Here is a 17,110-nt window from a genome sequence, read left to right on the forward strand (position 1 = left end):
TTTGCTGCAATGCCGTTAATGAAAAAGCCATTAGTGCCATTCAAATTAGAGAGGTTGAGGCTGCCGCCACTGCCCAGATTCTTGCCCCCAAACACTACATAGCTTTGCCCAGCTTGAGTGATACCGTTGGGGGAGGCACCAGATGCCCCAATAATCAGGTCGTCAATGCCATCGTTGTTGATGTCCCCTGCATTGCTGACTGAGGTGGCTGAGTAGTTCTTTGCTGCAATGCCGTTAATGAAAAAGCCATTAGTGCCATTCAAATTAGAGAGGTAGAAGGTGCCGGTGCCGCGACTGCCCAGATTCGTCCTCCCAAACACTACATAGCTTTGCCCAGCATCAGAGTTGCCGTTGGGGTCAGCAAAAATTGCCCCAATAATCAGGTCGTCAATGCCATCGTTGTTGATGTCTCCCGCATTGCTGACTGAGTGGCCTGAGAAGTCATCTACTGCAATGCCGTTAATTTTAAAGCCATTAGTGCCATTCAAATCAGAGAGATTGAAGAATGAATTAGCCATGATTTTCTCTTATATTTATTTGTTGTTAGTCAGGGAGTGGGCTTTAAAGCTCTAAGCTTGAAGTTCCGTGTTCCAAGTAAGGGCGTACAGATATACATTGGTGTCAATGAAGAAACAAGGGGATGTTTCCTGTTGTCCCCTTCGATGATTTGCACTATTTAAGAACTGCCAATTGACTGCTACTTCCACAATCAGGTAGGCTTTGGGTTTGTAGAATAACCGCTCATTCACAGTGTCGTAGATAATGCGATCGCTATTGCTACCCTCTAAAATTGGACTGCAAATGATAATTCGTAATTCGTAATTAAATTACGAATTATGTTAGTCGCAGTCTTTGGGTATCATTTAGTCAAAGGAATTGACTTTTAAATCTTTAAAATACTTTGATATTTTTTTAAACACTTAGATACTCTGATGATATGTAAGTAATGTCAATAGGCTAAGTGTAATTCTGATAAAGTTGTAGTTAACTTTATAACGTGCAAAGTAAAGTTTTTGTATAAATGTAGCCTGTCGTAGATATTTATCTTTCAAGATTGTGTAGGTATCTATCTAAAGATATAAATATTGGTAAAATATAAACATAACACGGAGATTTGTCTTTGCCTCTCACAATGTCTGCACCTACTTACACTCACAGTTGAAGTCAAATACTGCCCAGAACATACTGCAAGAAGCGCATAGGCTTTGAAAGTAATCTTCGGGAATTGGGGAACGAAGCCTGTGGGGAAACTCTATGAAGACTTGTTTACAGCACCGTAACCGCTTCGGAGAGAGGAATAGAAGTGAGATGAGGTGGATTCGATAAGAACGGCGCGTCTGCTATGCACGAAAATCGGTAAGAGAGTTGACCTGGGGAACATCCTAGAGTGAAGATAAAAAGGTTAGATATCTTGTCACAGTAGTAAGCGCATCTGATATCGGCTTATTTCCTTGCATTTCCCTACTTTTGGGGTAAACACAGAGGGTAAGGGCGATAGGTATTAACGCGGCAAAAAACTAAAAAAAGTATGCACGGATTGCTAAAACGTGCCTGGACGCAGAGGGTTAAATGCGCCGTTGCACCCCGATGAAGCGTCAAGAAATAGCTGATTAAATCAAATTCTAAGCGATTTAATCATATATTTTGTAGCAGATACTTGTGGAAAATAAAATGCTAGGTGTAAATGTTGTTATGAAAGTTGGCGATCGCGTCCGCGTTAAAGAATCGGTAGTAGTGTATCATCATCCTGAACATCGCAATCAGCCTTTTGACATCAAAGGTACTGAAGGCGATGTAGTAGGTATTGCCACCCAATGGCGAGACAGACCCGTAAGCGCTAATTTGCCGATTTTAGTCCAGTTTAGTAAAAAGTTTAAAGCCCATTTACGCGAAAATGAGTTAGAAATCATCTAAATCACTTATCGGCGGCGAAACCACTGAAAAATGTTCAGTTCGCCGCGCATTCTTTTAAGCTCTTGGCGGTTTTGTTCTGCTGTAGTATGATACCATTCACAATAACGCTGAAACTCTGACCGTGAACGAACTTCGTGGTAGAACTGATGAGTTGTTTGGTAAGTGGCAAACGCTTCCTCAACTTGGGGTTGAGGGGATGGCATAATATAAGGTAAATTTTTAGACATCTTAATAAAGTTAGGAGTTAGGAGTTAGGAGTTTAGATAATTACTACATTTCATAATTAACAACTCATAACTTTTATTAAATCCAACCGCGTAAACGATAAACTAAAGAACCAATATACTCTTTTAAAGCGTTGGTAAATTGGTGCAAGTTTTCGGTATCAGGTAATAAATTCAGTATAGCGGCTTTAGGAGTGTTGCCGAGTTCTTGCAGTTCACCCTGACTAACAAGAAAGTCTGTCGGTGTAGGAATAACATTAATTCCTTGGTGTTGGAAAATCTTAAGCGATCGCGGCGTGTGCATTGCAGAAGTAACTAATAATACCTGATGAATGCCACGAGACTCCAAAATTTTGCGGACATTTACAGCATTTTGATAAGTATTTAGAGATTTAGGTTCTTGGATAATTGCCTCAGATGGAATACCAATAGATGTGAGTAATGTTGCCATATCTGCCGATTCCGGTGAACCGCTTCCACGCCAATCTATACGCCCGCCGCTAAGAATGATTATAGGCGCTCTTTTTTGGCGATACAGTTGTGCGGCGTAGATGACGCGATCGCCTGCTTCACTCAAATCGACGGTAGGTCTTGGGAAAAAAGCTGATTTGGTTGCGCCACCCAAAACCACAATCGCTTCTGCAACTGGTATTTGGGCGAGTGGAAGATTTTGCCATTCTAGCGATCGCACTAATGATTTAGCAATCCAAGCGTTGCTACAAAATAGCAATAAAGTCAAAGCAAAAGCAATTGCGATCGCGGCAGTACGAGGTCGTTTCCACAACGTGATCAATGCTACTACCAGACTTACGCAGGCTAATCCTAGTGGATAAAAAAATAGTGGCAGTAATTTAGAGAGATATAAAAACATAGTGGGGAATGGGGAATGGGGAGTGGGGAGTAGGGAAGAAGCAAGGGATAAGAGTAGTTTTTCCCCCTGCCCCCCGCACCCTGCCCCTCTGCCTCTTATGCCCCATGCCCAATTTCCAATTTCCAATTCCTAGATTACTTCTTTTCCCAAAACCTGAGATTGATACTACTACCAGGGGTGCGACGGTAACGGTGGGTAGTTCTTCTTGTTTGCCGTTTGTTGATCCTGTCGTTCGTTGGTTCAATTTGGCCCTCTTCTAATTCTTCAACTTGCAGCTGAGTTCTAGTTTCTTCTTTACTCCCCCACCAAGCAGTAATCCAGCCTCCAGCTAAAGCGCCTATTCCACCTAGCAAGATACTCATAGGTGCTGGATAGCCCAAATATACAAAGCCAAGCATGAAAAATAACCAGTATTTCAGTCCTGTATCGACACCATCAGAGGAGGCTACATTTGGTGCTTGGGGGCTATTATCAGTTACATTTGTGATCCAGCTAAGGATGAAACCGCCCATGATACCCAAGAAGATGCTCAGGGCTGGTGAGGAGCCGGTCATTATTAATATAAATATTAAAAATGCCCCAAATAATAACTGAGAAAAGAAGCTGGGAGAAATACTGAAAAGGTCGTTCTTTTTGTCTGCCATAAATTAAAAAAAGACTATTAACTAATTACTAATTCATAATTCCTAAATTTCCATTCAATTACGAATTACAAATTACGAATTATTTTAATTGTGCCTGCTGTGGTTGAGTTGTATCCAAAATCTTTACGTAAGGTTGTTCTTCTTCAGTAAAAGGTTCAGCTTGTTTAATTTGCGAGTCTAATAAATCGGCGGTGGCATCAGCGATATCACCAGTTCGGTTGTTCAGGCGCTCTTTTATAACTTCAAGAGGTGCTGTACATTGGATAATTTGAAGGGAAAGTTGATGCTTTGTAGCTTGAGCGATCGCTTCTTGCCGCAACTGCTGGCGATCGTACTTGGCATCCAAAATCACCGGAAAACCTTGTTTAGCTAAAATAATTCCCAATTCCAACAGCCGTGTGTAAGTTTTTTCGGTCATCTCAGGGGTATACAAATCATCGCCACCTTTTTCCCACAGAGGAATTCCCCCTAAATGTTTCCGCACCGCATCAGAACGCAGGTGAATTGCTCCTATTTGACGGGCTAAATGCCTTGCTGTGGTACTTTTACCAGAACCCGACAACCCCGACATCAAAATTAGTTCTCCCGGCTTTGGTTTAGTGTATTCCCAAGCTTGTTTGTAATACTCAGCAGCAGTTTTTGTTGCTTCTTCCTTTACTGTTGCGGGTACACTCGGATCGTCTAGCAAAAATGAAGTTACCTTGGCTCGAACATAAGCCTGACGGCTTAAATACAAAGGTAGCACCTGTAAGCCTTCCCAATCTCCAGTTTGCTCTATGTATGAATTTAAAAAGACATTACCCAAGTCTTTGCGCTGCCGCGCTTCTAAATCCATCACCGTGAATGCCACATCGTACATCACATCGACAAAACGAAACGGCTCATTAAATTCAATGCAATCGAATAGCAAGATTTTATCGTGCCACAGGGCTATATTTCTCAGGTGTAAATCCCCGTGACATTCACGAATATAGTTGTTGTGAATTCTACTAGCGAATAATTCTGGACGTTCTACAAAAAAATTATCTGTATATTGCTTTGTTTCTGTAAATTGCGCCTGAGTCTGGGGGCCACCAATATACTTTTCAGTTTGCTGATAATTCTCGTCAAAGGCAGCTCTAACTTTTAGGACTTCACCAAAACTGCGAATATAATCATTCGTCTGTGCTTCGGCATGATATTGAGCCACCACCCGTCCCAACTCCTCTAGGTGTGTCTCATTCAACTTACCCTGTTCAAAAAGTGTACTTAATAGCGACTCTTGGGGAAACTGACGCATTTTTAGTACATATTCTACAGGCTCGTCAGTTCCTCCTAAATGGTATTGTTCGCCTACCAAAGTTATAGGTAATACTTCCAAATACAGTTCAGCAGCTCCCCGTTGATTCAACCGTAACTCTTCCTGAGAAAAATGTTGCCGCTTCTCTAAAGTAGAAAAGTCTAAAAAACCAAAATTCATCGGTTTTTTTAGTTTATAGGCGTAATCTCCAGTCAGCAGCACATAAGAAATGTGGGTTTGAATTAGTTGAATAGGTTCTGTTACTGCATGGGGATAAAATCCAGGTTGCAACATTTGCTCAATAAAAGTTGGAAGAGTTACTTCTGTCATCTCTTTGCTATATAGGTTCAAATACAAAAAAACCAGGAGTTTCCTCCTGGCTATCATCAAAAATTATTACACACTTTACGTAGCTTCAGAGGCTGTTTCAGTCTCTAACTCTGCCTCATCCTCAGCAGCAGCACTGATTTGCGGCTGCGAAACGCTAACTACGACTCGCTCCGTATCACCGATAACTGTAAGACCTTGAGGCAAGACTAGCTCGTGAACACGTAAGCTATCTCCGATTTTCAGGTTAGAGACATCAATTTCAATTATTTCAGGGATGTTTTCTGGCGCACAGCTCACTTGCAACTCAGTGATAACAGTGTCTAAAAAACCTCCTTCTTGTTTAACACCAATAGCATTTCCCACAAAACGCAGTGGTACTTCTACAGTAGTGTCACCGTGGCCCGCAACTGCGAAAAAGCTGAGGTGGTAAGGCGTACCTTTTGCTGGATGGATCTGAAGTTCTCGCAGCAAGGTTTTGCCACGCCAAGGCGCATCAGCAATATTCAACTCAATCAAGGTGTTGTTGACGGAAGCTCTTTTGAGCAAGCGCTCAACAGTTTTGGCTTCAATGGTCAAAGAAATGGATTCTGTACCCTTATGACCATACAAATTGGCGGGTATCAGTCCAGCACGGCGCAAAGCTTTTGGCTTGCTGCCTTCTGGACGTTTTTGAGATTCGACTGTAATAGCCATAGAAGTTGTCCTTTGTCATTAGTCATTTGTCATTTGTCATTAGTCATTTGTCATTAGCAAAGGACTAATGGCCAATTTACGCACTGAGCAGGGTAGCTGGTGTGCCATCGGTCTGCAATAAGGCGCGTTTGGGCCCGTGGATGGGGTCTTCTACGATTATGGTTTGATCGCGGCTTGCTCCTAGTGAAACGATCGCGATCGGGACTTCCATTAATTCAGCGAGGAATTTTAGATAGTCTAGTGCTTGCGGTGGCAAGTCTTCCAGGGTGCGGCAGTCGGTTGTTGGCACTTGCCATCCTGGTAAGGTTTTGTAGATCGGGCGACATCTAGCAAATTGACGAGAACTTGTGGGGAAGTGTTCGCTGCGTTGACCATCTATGTCATAAGCGACACAAACTTTGATTTCCTCTAATTCATCGAGGACATCCAGTTTGGTGAGCGCCATACAATCCATGCCGTTAATCCGCACAGCATAGCGACCGATGACGGCATCAAACCAGCCACAACGCCGTTTGCGTCCGGTAGTTGTGCCAAATTCAGCACCGCGATCGCACAATAATTCTCCCAAGTGTCCATCCAATTCTGTAGGAAATGGCCCTTCTCCCACGCGTGTCGTATAGGCTTTCGACACTCCAATTACCCGGTCAATCATTGTCGGCCCTACCCCTGTCCCAACGCAAGCCCCCCCGGCTACAGGATTAGAGGAGGTCACATAAGGATAAGTCCCATGATCTAAGTCAAGGAGCGTACCTTGTGCGCCTTCAAACAAAATATTCCGCCGTCGCCCAATCGCATCGGATATTTTTAACGATGTATCAATAACGTAAGGACGCAAGCGTTCTGCATATCCCAAATACTCTTCAATCACCTCTTGTGCATCTAGAGGCGGCAAGTTGTAAAGCTTTTCTAAAATGACGTTTTTATAATTAATCGTCCACTCCAACTGCTCACGTAGCTCATCCGGGTTCATCAAGTCTAAAACCCGAATGCCTGTACGTTCAGATTTGTCAGCATAAGTCGGCCCAATGCCCCGACCTGTTGTGCCGATCTTATGGCTTCCCCGTCGTTCTTCTGATGCCTGGTCAATCAATCGATGATAAGGCATTGTTACGTGGGCTGTCTCAGATATCAGCAGGTGGTCAGTGGAAATATTTAGTTCTTTTAATTGGTCGAGTTCTGCAATCAAAATCTGTGGATCGATGACTGTTCCACAACCGATAATGCAATCGGTATTTGGATATAAAATACCAGAGGGAATCAAGTGTAGCTTAAAGGTTTGACCTTTTACTACAATCGTGTGTCCAGCATTGACACCCCCTTGGTAACGAACCACAACATCTGCGGAACGGCTGAGTAAGTCAGTTATTTTACCTTTTCCTTCATCGCCCCATTGGGCACCTATGACAATGACGTTAGCCAAGAGCTTAAATTAAGAAGTAAAGTTTCCACAAACTATAATTATTAACATATTGCTTGAATCATGTCAAGCTTATTCTAGAACTACTTAGTACATGAGGCGCGGAAATAAACATATCATTTCAAATGGCGTAAGAAGCTCGGAATACAATAAATACCTTTGACTTCCGCTTTGCAGTAGTGGCTGTTTTCAATTTAGGGACTTCCAGAGAATAAGTTAGCCAATTTATTCAAATGATATTTTTCTTTTCCCTCTGCTCCCCTGCCTACACAGCGATTGATTATTTTTTTTATTGGAAGTCCCTTACTCGTTCAAGCATTGGGCGACTGGGAGGAGAATTTTTTTGGCTACCATCGGCTCTATTGCTTCAGCCGAATATCACATGGAAAGCTATCGACGATAACACGATTCAAGCCAGCTTTCAGATTGATGGTGAATCCGTCAACTTGACTTTAGTAATTGATGCTAACGGCAAGGTTTTACAGGTTTGGTTGCCACGTTGGGGCGATGTCTACAACGGGCTACGCCTACGCACAGAAGATAAAACTTGGACTTATATTCCCTTTGGTGGTATATTCCAAGCTGAACGCACCTTTGAAGGTTTGACCATTCCCTCTCGCATAAGTGCAGGCTGGTGGTTTGGAACCGAGCGTTATATTGAGTCTTTTGTTTCTGAGATAGAAGTCCTTTGATGAAAAGCTTGATTCAAAAGATTTTTAGCAGCATAAATATTTATTGAAAATATTGAAAAAGATATCATTTGACTTTTGCCCTGCGTTACTAGCTTATCTGGAAAAGATATATTACCTGATTTTATTTTGAATTTACGGTTAATGTGAGGTTAATTACAATTCCAAATATAGAGACATTGCATTACAACGTTTCTACAAATATTATGGATAGGCAACTTATCGAATCCCAACTGCATTGGCTATACTATTGTTAAAAATGAATTTATATTAAAAATTAGCGGATTTATTTGTAACTACTATGTATAAATCATCATCCCTAAAATCTAGATATTTATAACTTAAAGAGATTGTATTTTGTTACCCGTGCTGTCACAATTATTAAATTATTCTCAGTATTTGCTTTTAATCTTTAATTTTAATTTTAATTGATGGAGGGCATCTGCGGCAGAAGGGCGATCGCATGATCAAAAAATGGTATCGAGTTCAAAAGCTAAAAGCAATATTCATCCTAGCATTGGCAGTTGTATTTACTAATGCTGTAGTCTCATATAGCAATACTGTCAAGCTGATTTCCAATCAGGAATGGGTAACATCCTCATATAAAGTGGTTACTGAACTTGAAAGTATCCAATCTGCACTCAAAGATACTGAAACTGCACAACGTAATTACTTAATTACAGCAGATGCAGATGATTTACAAACCTATCTTGTGGCTTATCAAAAAACTAATAACAATATTCAAATTATTAACAAGTTAAGTGCTGATAGTCATCAAAAGCGGCAGTGGATTTCTTTGCTGGAGCCGAAAATTAGCAACAGGCTCAACCTCCTACAACAAGAGATTTCCCTTAGACAAAACCAGGGATTTGAAGTAGTTCGGCAGCAAATTTTATCTGACAAAGACAGGCAAAGTAGCAAAGAAATCCAACAGCTTATTCACGACTCTTTAGAGGTGGAACAAAATTTATTACACCAGGGAATGCAGCAGTCACAAGCAAGTTCCCAAAAGGCAATAGTGACATTTTTTATCGCTGCTGTTGTGGATTTAGTATTAGTGACGCTGCTATATGACTTGTTGTGGCGTTATATCAGGCAACTTCAGCAGACGGAACTGGCCTTACGCCAAAGTGAAAATCGTTTACGAGCCATGATAGATGCAGAACCAGAATGCATCAAGTTAATTGCCAAGGATGGAACTCTTTTAGAAATTAATGCAGAAGGGTTGGCAATGATGGAAGTGGAAAGTGCCGATGTATTAATTGGTAAACCTATTGATACCGTAATTGTACCAGAGTATAAAGCAGCCTTTGCCGACTTGCATAAAAGTGTTTGCCAAGGTAATAAAGAGACTTTGGAGTTTGAAATTATTGGATTTAAAGGTACGCGCCGCTACATAGAAACTCATGCCGTACCACTGCGTAACGAATCTGATGGCACATTCATCCATTTGGCACTGATGCGAGACATAACCCAGCAAAAACAGGCAGAACAGAAAATCCGTGAACAAGGGTTACTGCTAGATGTATCAAGTGATGCAATTCTAGTGCGAAATATTCACAACCAAATTTTGTTTTGGAATCAAGGTGCTGAACGTCTGTATGGCTGGAAGACTGCGGAAGTTGTCGGTAAGAATGTTTTGCAACTTTTGTATAAAGATATTTCACCACAGCTAGAAGATGCTTACTTGAGAGTGATGAATACGGGTGAGTGGCGGGGTGAGTTGCATCAACTGACAAGGGAAGGCAAAGTAATTATCGTTGAAAGTCGGTGGATACTGATTCGGGATGATAATGGACAACCCAAATCCATTTTGAGTGTGAACACCGAGATTACGCAGCAGAAACAGCTGGAAGCTCAACTTCTGCGATCGCAACGTTTGGAGAGTATCGGCACGCTAGCTGGCGGTATCGTTCATGACCTGAACAATATACTATCCCCAATTTTAATGTCAGTTCAACTATTGCAGAAAAAATTGCCCGATTCCCAAAGTCAGCAAATACTGCAAACTTTAGAAAATAATGTGAAACGCGGCGCTAATTTGCTCAAGCAAGTGTTATCTTTTGCACGGGGCATCGAAGGGAAACAGACAATAGTCCAAATTCAGCCTTTGATGGCAGAAATTGAGCAAATTATCACTCAAACATTCCCCAAATCCATCATTTGCCAAACAGAGATCCCTAAAAATCTGTGGTACGTTCGTGGAGACGCAACTCAGCTACATCAGGTGCTGATAAATTTAGTAGTCAACGCCCGTGATACCATGCTCAATGGCGGTATATTGAGAATTGCGGCAGAAAACGTGGTGATTGGTGAACATTCTGCCCAGATCAATATTGATGCTAAAGTGGGTTCTTATATTGCGATCGTGGTAACGGATACTGGTATGGGGATGTCGTCGGAAGTTCAGCAACGGATTTTTGAACCATTTTTTACTACCAAAGAGGTAGGCAAAGGCACAGGTTTAGGACTTTCCACGGTGTTAGGCATCATTAAAAATCACGGTGGTTTTGTCAATGTTTACAGTCAGGTAGGCAGAGGGACTCAATTTACAGTGTACTTGCCTGCTTCAACATCCAGAGACACACATTTGTTGTCTCCAGAACTGGAATCAATTATAGGAGATGGCTAATTTATTTTGGTGGTGAAAGTATTACAGACTAGAAAAAATCCTATTAACCAAAACTTTCTGCCGACGTTGGAAATTGGTTACTAGAAATAAAAAATATCAGTTAATATGATACGCCGTTATCACTACACTATTGTCTTGTCTGGACTATATACAGACTCGACTCTTGCGTATTCGTTATGAATCCACCATACTTTTATTCTCTTAGACTGTGCAGGTGCGCTACCTGAGATTGAATACCCTGCCTGAGTCATTAAGGTTTCAAAAGTATTTGAGTCGAGAACCGTACAATTAAAAGCTGTTAGTCCCTGTATTTGATGTCTGTTTAGGGTTATAGCTACCCTGGTAAGTCGTAAAAATCCTATATCCTGGTAATACTAAGGCAATTCCAGTATAACTGTGAATTGTACCGGGATATTTATAGGGAATATCATCTGGTACGCTCCCACCAATGCGAAAACTAAAACCAAATAGCCATATATATAAACCAGGTAGTAGTAAATCCATGCTATACGCAATAGCTCTCATTGCCTCATTTTCTTTGAAAGAAGCATAATTTCTAGCTCTAGCGAATTTTTTGGAGATATTTTTCAGGTTTGTGGTTTCTAACATGGTCTTAATTTCAATCCCCAATAGGGATTTTAGGAAGTTTCAAGCGTTTCAATCCCTATCAAAATGAGGTGTTTTGCAACTTGCAACGACTGACCTTTGAAAGCTTTGCTGTATTTGGGTTTTAAGGTTTAGTTGCGCGGATGTGTACATAATAGCAAACTTTTCAAGCTCTTGTAAGAGTGAAAAGTCTTTAAAATACTTATACCGCAAGGTGTGCGACAGTTAATCTAATAGGCTTTTGAGAGCATTTTTCCCATCAGCCAAAAATTAGCGATCGCTCTGTAACAATGGGAACAGCACCTTTAAACGGTTAACTTATGCTTGTGTTTCTGCTGCACTATTTGTTTTTTAATACTTAACTTTGTTTGAGCTAACCGCAAGTGGGTTTAAATGTGAGGAAAATCAAACTACTAGCTTTGGTATTAATTAGTTTGGGAATGGTGTTGTGGTTTAATTTGCGTTTCTCAACGCCGTTAATACCAACTGTTGCATCTTCACCACCAAAAACTATTCGTTACTTCGAGCGCACTTTACCCCAAAGCATCGCTCACGTTGTGTTGATTCCAGCTAATAGCAAATTTTTAGTAACTCCTGCACTATCACAGAAGGTAGCCACTGTAGAGGAATTTGCCCAAAAACATCGAGCTGTAGCTATTTTGAATGCAGGCTTTTTTGACCCAGTTAACCAAAAATCTACATCTTATGTCATCCTACAAGGGAAGTTGGTAGCTGATCCCAAAAAAAACGAGCGATTGGTGAACAATCCCAACTTAAAACCTTACCTGGGTAAAATATTCAATCGCGCAGAATTTCGCCGCTACCTATGTGGGCAAACTAACCGCTATGCCATTGCTATACACAGTCAGTCAACACCAGCAGGTTGTCAGTTAGTCGATTCTATAGGCGCAGGCCCAAACTTATTACCAGAACTCACGTTAGCAAAAGAGGGCTTTGTAGATAATACCAGTAAACGAGATGCACTTGGCAGCAACCAACCCAACGCCAGAACTGCTGTAGGTATTACCCGTGATGGTGGGGTTGTGTTAGTTATGGTGGCTCAAAAACCCTCGGCTCCCGCTAATGGGATATCTTTGCCAGCATTAGCTGATTTTATGAAAACTCTTGGTGCTGATCAAGCGCTGAATCTGGATGGGGGGAGTTCGTCTTCGCTTTATTACAATGGCAAAACTTTTTACGGGAAGGTTGATTTGGAAGGAAATCCTATAAAGCGTCCCGTGAAATCAGTTTTGCTGGTTCAGGAAAACTAGGGCGTGTCATCAATTAGGTAAACTTGAGTAGGTAATGCTTGGGATAAGCCAAATAGAGAAACAATGACTCGACGTTATGCGCTACGAGATGACCAGTGGGAGAGGATAAAAGACTTACTGCCCGGAACACAAGGGTATGTCGGAGTGACAGCAAGAGATAATCGGTTGTTTGTGGAAGCAGTACTGTACCGTTATCGGGCAGGGATACCCTGGAGAGACCTCCCAGAGCGATTTGGAGATTTCCGAGTGATTCATACTCGTTTTAGCCGATGGTCAAAAACGGGGGTTTGGGAAGGAGTGTTTCAGCACTTGGCAGACGATGCCGATAATGAATATGCGATGATTGACTCCACGATTGTCCGCGCCCATCAGCATAGTGCTGGTGCAAAGGGGGGGAGCCATCTACTGAAGCCATTGGTCGCAGCAAGGGTGGATTGAGTACCAAGATTCATGCTGTAGTGGATGCGTTGGGCAACCCACTAAGCTTTTACCTGACGCCAGGGCAAGCCTGCGACTTGGATGGAGCCGACCAATTGCTACCTACTGTTGTGGCGGATACAGTACTGGCAGATAAAAGTTATGATGCCGATGAGCGAGTCATTGAGCGACTTGAGTCTCTGGGTAAAACCGCAGTGATTCCCCCCAAACGCAACCGTACCAGACCTCGTGACTATGACCGAGATTTATACACCCGTCATCTCATTGAAAACTTTTTTGCCAAACTCAAGCAGTACCGAGCGATCGCAACACGCTACGACAAACGTGCTACAAACTTTCTAGGTGCAATTTATCTGGCTGCTTCTGTCATTTGGCTCAATTGATGACACGCTCTAGTACTGTGTCAAGCCAACTTTACCTTTTAACTTCTCTGCAATTTAAAGAGTTCTGGAAATATTCAGTTGACATAGCCGATAACTGATTGTTAACTCACCAAAGAACAGTGTAGCTAGTACAAGCTTTAATCTTCTTTTAGATGCACTAGTTATAATGCGTTCGCCAAGCAACTGAAGTGATAGACTAAGACTAAAGGCCCCTTTAGCCTCACTCAAGGAGGGGAATAGATAAAGTTCGCTAACGTCGGCTGACAATCGATTCTGGAAATTATTCATCTGACGATGGTAAGCTGAATAAGGCAATAGGTGAAAAATGCCACTATTAAGCAATTTCAGAAACTTAGCGTAAGTTTGTGGTTTTGGGGGCCGGGGTGAAAAGCAAAGCAGTTTCCCTAGTATCTCTAAATTGATTTTCTGGGGAAAGTGTTACTTATGCTATGATCAAGAGTTTCTTGGCAGCCTTGAAAGCAGTGAGTGCTTTCTCTAAAAGTGCGTAGTTTACCGCCGTAGGCATCGCCTTTATGTTATCCAAAGTTTTTTCTTTGGCAATCCATCCCCTGTTCTTATGGTATAGGGTAGGGATTCTTGTAGAAAGGCTGGACAGAAGGTGCGCTTCGCAACTTATAGAGACAGTACATACTTAGCTGTAACTGTTTTCCCAATCATTACTAGGATTGGGTAGAGGCGAAAAAGACACTTCATCTGATGCACTGACGGTTGAGAAAGCCCTCTACAAACTTGGTCTGAACAGTTAACAACTTGCTGATAGATTAGATACAATTAGCATCTGCGTTTGCTGAAGTGAGTACTTGCTTTGAACAAGTACTTGAATTGACACAGTGTTAAACTTTTCACCTGCTAGCTCTGGCGAGAATTTTTGCTTCAGGGCAAATTAAGACTTATATTCAAAGAACTTGGGTGTTTCTTGGAGATAAAGTTAACCAAAACCGGGCAAAAGGGTGAAAAAGATATCTCTGATGTCAAAAACGCAGAACTGATAGGAGTATTAAGAATCTAAAATAGATATTAAATTGAAAAAAGAACAACGACCATCGACAACCGTCAGTCTATTTTACTTTCTGTAAAGCGTCGCCAGGTTGTTACCAGTGCTGAAACACGATTACATGCAAGTTTCCCAGGATCAGCCTATTTATTCTGAGGCTCCACTCCAGCTGCTACTGTTTGTCGATGGACGACCCAAGTCCCGACAACAAGTGCAGCGAATCCGTGCTTACTTAAAAGAATTGCAGGCTGAGTATAGTTTTGAAGTTGAAACTATCGATGTTGGACAACAACCTTACTTAGCAGAACACTTTAAATTGATAGCAACGCCAGCTTTAATCAAAATCCATCCCGAACCACGACAGGTTTTAGCTGGGAGTAATATCATAGCGCAATTAAAAAACTGGTGGCCTCGCTGGCAAGCTGCTGTAGATACCTACTTAAAAGTACAGGAAGACTTACAAGAACGTATAGACGACAATGCTAGGGCGACATCACCCAAATCTACTATCCGTTCAGTTGCTGTTTCTGCGGAACTAATTCGACTCTCAGACGAAATTTTTCGCTTGAAACAGGAAAAAGATAATCTCCAAGAGCAGCTACAGTTTAAAGATCGGGTGATTGCTATGCTGGCGCACGATCTCCGCAATCCGCTAACTGCTGCCGCGATCGCCATCGAAACTCTCCAAGCTAATTACAATTTAGAGACGGGGCAATTCCAGCGCCTCAAGCCATCGATGACGGCGCATTTATTAAAACAAGCCCGCAATCAAACTAAGGTTATTGACCGGATGATTGCTGACCTTTTGGAAGTAGGTCGGGGTAAAGATACAGAGTTTCCAATCTTACCACAAAAGTTACAGCTAGGGAAACTGTGCTTAGATGTACTAGAAGAATTGTGCGATCGCTACACCGCCAAATCCCAAGAGGTAGAAACAGATATTCCTAATGACTTGCCTTATGTATATGCTGACCCAGAACGCATCCGCCAAGTGCTAGTGAATCTGTTAGATAATGCCATCAAATACACCCCAGAAGGTGGCAAGATTAGCATTGCCGGATTGCATCGCACTACCCAAAAAGTTCAGTTTAGTATCGGCGATACCGGGCCTGGTATTCCTGTAGAGAATCGCGATCGCATTTTTGAAAATCACTTCCGCCTGCAACGCGATGAAGGTACAGAAGGTTACGGGATTGGTCTTTGTTTATGCCAACGCATCATCCTGGCACATTATGGTCAAATTTGGGTAGATTCTGCCCCCAATAATGGAGCATGGTTCCACTTCACACTACCAGTTTATCCTTCTTAGAAATTGGTCATTCACTAATGACTAATGACCATTGTACAGACGCGATTAATCGCGTCTCTAAAAACTTGAGACAAAGCGATCGCGCCCCCCGGTCTTTGCTTGGTAAAGTGCTTTATCTGCCCGCACAATCAAATCTGAAGGAGAGGATTCCCAAGTGGGCACAACAGTAGCCACGCCCATACTTAGCGTGACATGCTGACTCACCGCAGACCCATCGTGAACAATTTGCAAATCTTTGATTCCCTCTTGTATTGCTGCGGCAACGTGAACTGCGCCAGATGCAGGGGTGTATGGCATAATCACAGCAAATTCTTCACCACCATAACGCGCTACTAAATCCTGATGTTTTTGTGCCTTGAGGCTTAATAAAGCACCCACCTTTTGTAAACAGACATCTCCAGCCGGATGACCATATTTATCGTTATAAAATTTAAAATAGTCGATATCACACAAAATCATTGATAGAGGAGATTCCTCTTGTGCCAGATTAATCCACTGAGTATTGAGATAATCGTCAAAACGGCGACGATTTGCCAACTCAGTTAAGCCATCTACATTAGCGAGGTGGTGTAAAGCTTCGTTTGCCGCCTCTAACTGTTTGTAGACTTGCGCTTGCTGTAGCAGGCGACGCAATCGCTGGCGCAATACAGGCCAGTGAATTGGCTTAGTTACATAATCAGTCGCCCCTGCTTCAAAAGCACGGTCTACAGATTCTTCATCATCTAAGCATGTGATCATCAATATGGGAGTGCGCTCCCATATCTTGGAAATCACAGTATTATTCAGACCAGAGTCAGTATCAAAAGTTGCAAGTGCTGAGATTAAATTATTCCTGGCAATCTGGAGCAAGTGCTTACAGCAGGTAAAACCATCCATCACAGGCATGACAGCATCTAGCAAAACTATATCCGGTTTGATAATCTCGTAAGCATCTAAACATTGCTTACCATCATTGGCCTCGACCACTCGATAACCTTCTTGTTCCATAGCTTTACGCAACAATACTCGGATGGTCTTGTCATCATCAGCTACTAGAATCAGTGGTGGTTGCTTAGGAACAGAAAATGGGGTTATGCCTGACATGAGTTGCCTTCCACTTGCAGAACTATCTTGAAAAAGGCTGTGCAACTCAATCGCATAGGGGCGATCGCTCTTTTTAGCAATGCCAGGATTTGCGGCAAAGGTGTATCTGGCTTCACAATCAACTGTTTTTTGACAATAGAGGCTCTTGTGTTACTGAGCCAAGCAAGAGGTAGATAACTAAGTTGCATAGACAATCTATAATTGGAACACGAAGGCAATTCTTACCTTTTTGTTCATTTATGGTTAGGAGAGGAAATGTTACTTTTATATTTCCCCATTGTTAAAGTTAAATTGCGATTTTTAAAAAAATTG

At 42.0% G+C, this 17,110-nt stretch carries 16 protein-coding genes and 1 pseudogene; 6 read left to right on the plus strand and 11 right to left on the minus strand.

Translation table 11 applies throughout. From position 1 onward, the window contains the following. Both RMY00_RS11340 and RMY00_RS11345 read right to left on the minus strand, forming a co-directional pair. Positions 1-518, minus strand: a pseudogene (locus tag RMY00_RS11340) (integrin alpha); the annotation flags it as partial. 51 nt (positions 519-569) lie between these two features. Next, on the minus strand, positions 570-749 hold the full coding sequence (locus RMY00_RS11345; protein WP_322647640.1) for a hypothetical protein: 180 nt from the start codon (positions 747-749) through the stop codon (positions 570-572). A 943-nt stretch (positions 750-1,692) separates the two neighbouring features. Between RMY00_RS11345 and RMY00_RS11350 the strand changes: the two genes are divergently transcribed. Further along, positions 1,693-1,914 (plus strand): ferredoxin-thioredoxin reductase variable chain, encoded by a 222-nt coding sequence (locus RMY00_RS11350; RefSeq protein WP_416212062.1) that lies wholly within the window; start codon positions 1,693-1,695, stop codon positions 1,912-1,914. A 5-nt stretch (positions 1,915-1,919) separates the two neighbouring features. On the opposite strand, the gene RMY00_RS11355 is transcribed toward RMY00_RS11350, so the two are convergent. From RMY00_RS11355 to RMY00_RS11380, 6 genes are all read right to left on the minus strand, one after another. Beyond that, positions 1,920-2,141, minus strand: coding sequence for a hypothetical protein (locus RMY00_RS11355; RefSeq protein ID WP_322647641.1), 222 nt, complete (start codon positions 2,139-2,141; stop codon positions 1,920-1,922). A gap of 76 nt (positions 2,142-2,217) precedes the next feature. After that, a complete protein-coding gene (locus tag RMY00_RS11360) occupies positions 2,218-3,009 on the minus strand; it encodes a YdcF family protein (protein WP_322647642.1) in 792 nt (263 codons plus the stop codon). A gap of 134 nt (positions 3,010-3,143) precedes the next feature. After that, positions 3,144-3,653, minus strand: a complete 510-nt coding sequence (locus tag RMY00_RS11365) for a hypothetical protein (RefSeq protein WP_322647643.1) — start codon at positions 3,651-3,653, stop codon at positions 3,144-3,146. Between the two features lie 79 nt (positions 3,654-3,732). Then, on the minus strand, positions 3,733-5,262 hold the full coding sequence (locus RMY00_RS11370) for an AAA family ATPase (RefSeq protein WP_322647644.1): 1,530 nt from the start codon (positions 5,260-5,262) through the stop codon (positions 3,733-3,735). Positions 5,263-5,337: 75 nt separating this feature from the next. Continuing rightward, positions 5,338-5,955, minus strand: coding sequence for a 50S ribosomal protein L25/general stress protein Ctc (locus tag RMY00_RS11375; protein ID WP_322647645.1), 618 nt, complete (start codon positions 5,953-5,955; stop codon positions 5,338-5,340). A gap of 76 nt (positions 5,956-6,031) precedes the next feature. After that, positions 6,032-7,375, minus strand: coding sequence for an adenylosuccinate synthase (locus RMY00_RS11380; protein ID WP_322647646.1), 1,344 nt, complete (start codon positions 7,373-7,375; stop codon positions 6,032-6,034). Between the two features lie 230 nt (positions 7,376-7,605). On the opposite strand from RMY00_RS11380, the gene RMY00_RS11385 reads away from it, so the two are divergent. Together RMY00_RS11385 and RMY00_RS11390 are read left to right on the plus strand one after the other, a co-directional pair. Beyond that, the gene (locus RMY00_RS11385) at positions 7,606-8,064 is read left to right on the plus strand and encodes a DUF6920 family protein (RefSeq protein ID WP_322647647.1); all 459 of its coding nucleotides are present in this window, start codon (positions 7,606-7,608) and stop codon (positions 8,062-8,064) included. 460 nt (positions 8,065-8,524) lie between these two features. After that, positions 8,525-10,693: a PAS domain S-box protein gene (locus tag RMY00_RS11390; RefSeq protein WP_322647648.1), complete on the plus strand. Its 2,169-nt coding sequence runs from the start codon at positions 8,525-8,527 to the stop codon at positions 10,691-10,693. A gap of 288 nt (positions 10,694-10,981) precedes the next feature. Here RMY00_RS11390 and RMY00_RS11395 read toward each other — a convergent pair whose 3' ends face one another. Next, the gene (locus RMY00_RS11395) at positions 10,982-11,302 is read right to left on the minus strand and encodes a hypothetical protein (RefSeq protein ID WP_322647649.1); all 321 of its coding nucleotides are present in this window, start codon (positions 11,300-11,302) and stop codon (positions 10,982-10,984) included. Between the two features lie 392 nt (positions 11,303-11,694). Here RMY00_RS11395 and RMY00_RS11400 point away from each other — a divergent pair, with 392 nt between their 5' ends. The 3 genes from RMY00_RS11400 to RMY00_RS11410 all read left to right on the plus strand — a co-directional run bounded on the left by RMY00_RS11400 (position 11,695) and on the right by RMY00_RS11410 (position 15,715). Beyond that, positions 11,695-12,570, plus strand: coding sequence for a phosphodiester glycosidase family protein (locus RMY00_RS11400; RefSeq protein ID WP_322647650.1), 876 nt, complete (start codon positions 11,695-11,697; stop codon positions 12,568-12,570). Positions 12,571-12,633: 63 nt separating this feature from the next. Beyond that, a protein-coding gene (locus RMY00_RS11405; RefSeq protein ID WP_322647651.1) for an IS5 family transposase occupies positions 12,634-13,391 on the plus strand; the annotation gives its coding sequence in 2 pieces (ribosomal slippage) (positions 12,634-12,969 and positions 12,972-13,391; 756 coding nt in all). Between the two features lie 1,118 nt (positions 13,392-14,509). After that, positions 14,510-15,715 (plus strand): histidine kinase, encoded by a 1,206-nt coding sequence (locus RMY00_RS11410; RefSeq protein WP_322647652.1) that lies wholly within the window; start codon positions 14,510-14,512, stop codon positions 15,713-15,715. A 57-nt stretch (positions 15,716-15,772) separates the two neighbouring features. Here RMY00_RS11410 and RMY00_RS11415 read toward each other — a convergent pair whose 3' ends face one another. Together RMY00_RS11415 and RMY00_RS11420 are read right to left on the minus strand one after the other, a co-directional pair. Next, on the minus strand, positions 15,773-16,798 hold the full coding sequence (locus tag RMY00_RS11415) for a PleD family two-component system response regulator (RefSeq protein ID WP_322647653.1): 1,026 nt from the start codon (positions 16,796-16,798) through the stop codon (positions 15,773-15,775). Continuing rightward, positions 16,786-16,986 carry a hypothetical protein gene (locus tag RMY00_RS11420; protein WP_322647654.1) on the minus strand — a complete coding sequence of 67 codons (201 nt, stop codon included), beginning with the start codon at positions 16,984-16,986 and terminating at the stop codon, positions 16,786-16,788. The genes RMY00_RS11415 and RMY00_RS11420 overlap by 13 nt, the downstream gene beginning before the upstream one ends. Positions 16,987-17,110: the final 124 nt, after the last annotated feature.

The organism is Nostoc sp. ChiVER01 (genome assembly GCF_034531155.1).
Lineage (GTDB): Bacteria > Cyanobacteriota > Cyanobacteriia > Cyanobacteriales > Nostocaceae > Nostoc.

Bases quoted from the DNA above. Each gene is read 5' to 3' on its own strand.
- RMY00_RS11395 (WP_322647649.1), bottom strand. From the start codon at position 11,302: ATGTTAGAAACCACAAACCTGAAAAATATCTCCAAAAAATTCGCTAGA.
- RMY00_RS11375 (WP_322647645.1), bottom strand. From the start codon at position 5,955: ATGGCTATTACAGTCGAATCTCAAAAACGTCCAGAAGGCAGCAAGCCA.
- RMY00_RS11385 (WP_322647647.1), top strand. From the start codon at position 7,606: ATGATATTTTTCTTTTCCCTCTGCTCCCCTGCCTACACAGCGATTGAT.
- RMY00_RS11360 (WP_322647642.1), bottom strand. From the start codon at position 3,009: ATGTTTTTATATCTCTCTAAATTACTGCCACTATTTTTTTATCCACTA.
- RMY00_RS11355 (WP_322647641.1), bottom strand. From the start codon at position 2,141: ATGTCTAAAAATTTACCTTATATTATGCCATCCCCTCAACCCCAAGTT.
- RMY00_RS11390 (WP_322647648.1), top strand. From the start codon at position 8,525: ATGATCAAAAAATGGTATCGAGTTCAAAAGCTAAAAGCAATATTCATC.
- RMY00_RS11370 (WP_322647644.1), bottom strand. From the start codon at position 5,262: ATGACAGAAGTAACTCTTCCAACTTTTATTGAGCAAATGTTGCAACCT.
- RMY00_RS11415 (WP_322647653.1), bottom strand. From the start codon at position 16,798: ATGTCAGGCATAACCCCATTTTCTGTTCCTAAGCAACCACCACTGATT.
- RMY00_RS11350 (WP_416212062.1), top strand. From the start codon at position 1,693: ATGAAAGTTGGCGATCGCGTCCGCGTTAAAGAATCGGTAGTAGTGTAT.
- RMY00_RS11420 (WP_322647654.1), bottom strand. From the start codon at position 16,986: ATGCAACTTAGTTATCTACCTCTTGCTTGGCTCAGTAACACAAGAGCC.
- RMY00_RS11365 (WP_322647643.1), bottom strand. From the start codon at position 3,653: ATGGCAGACAAAAAGAACGACCTTTTCAGTATTTCTCCCAGCTTCTTT.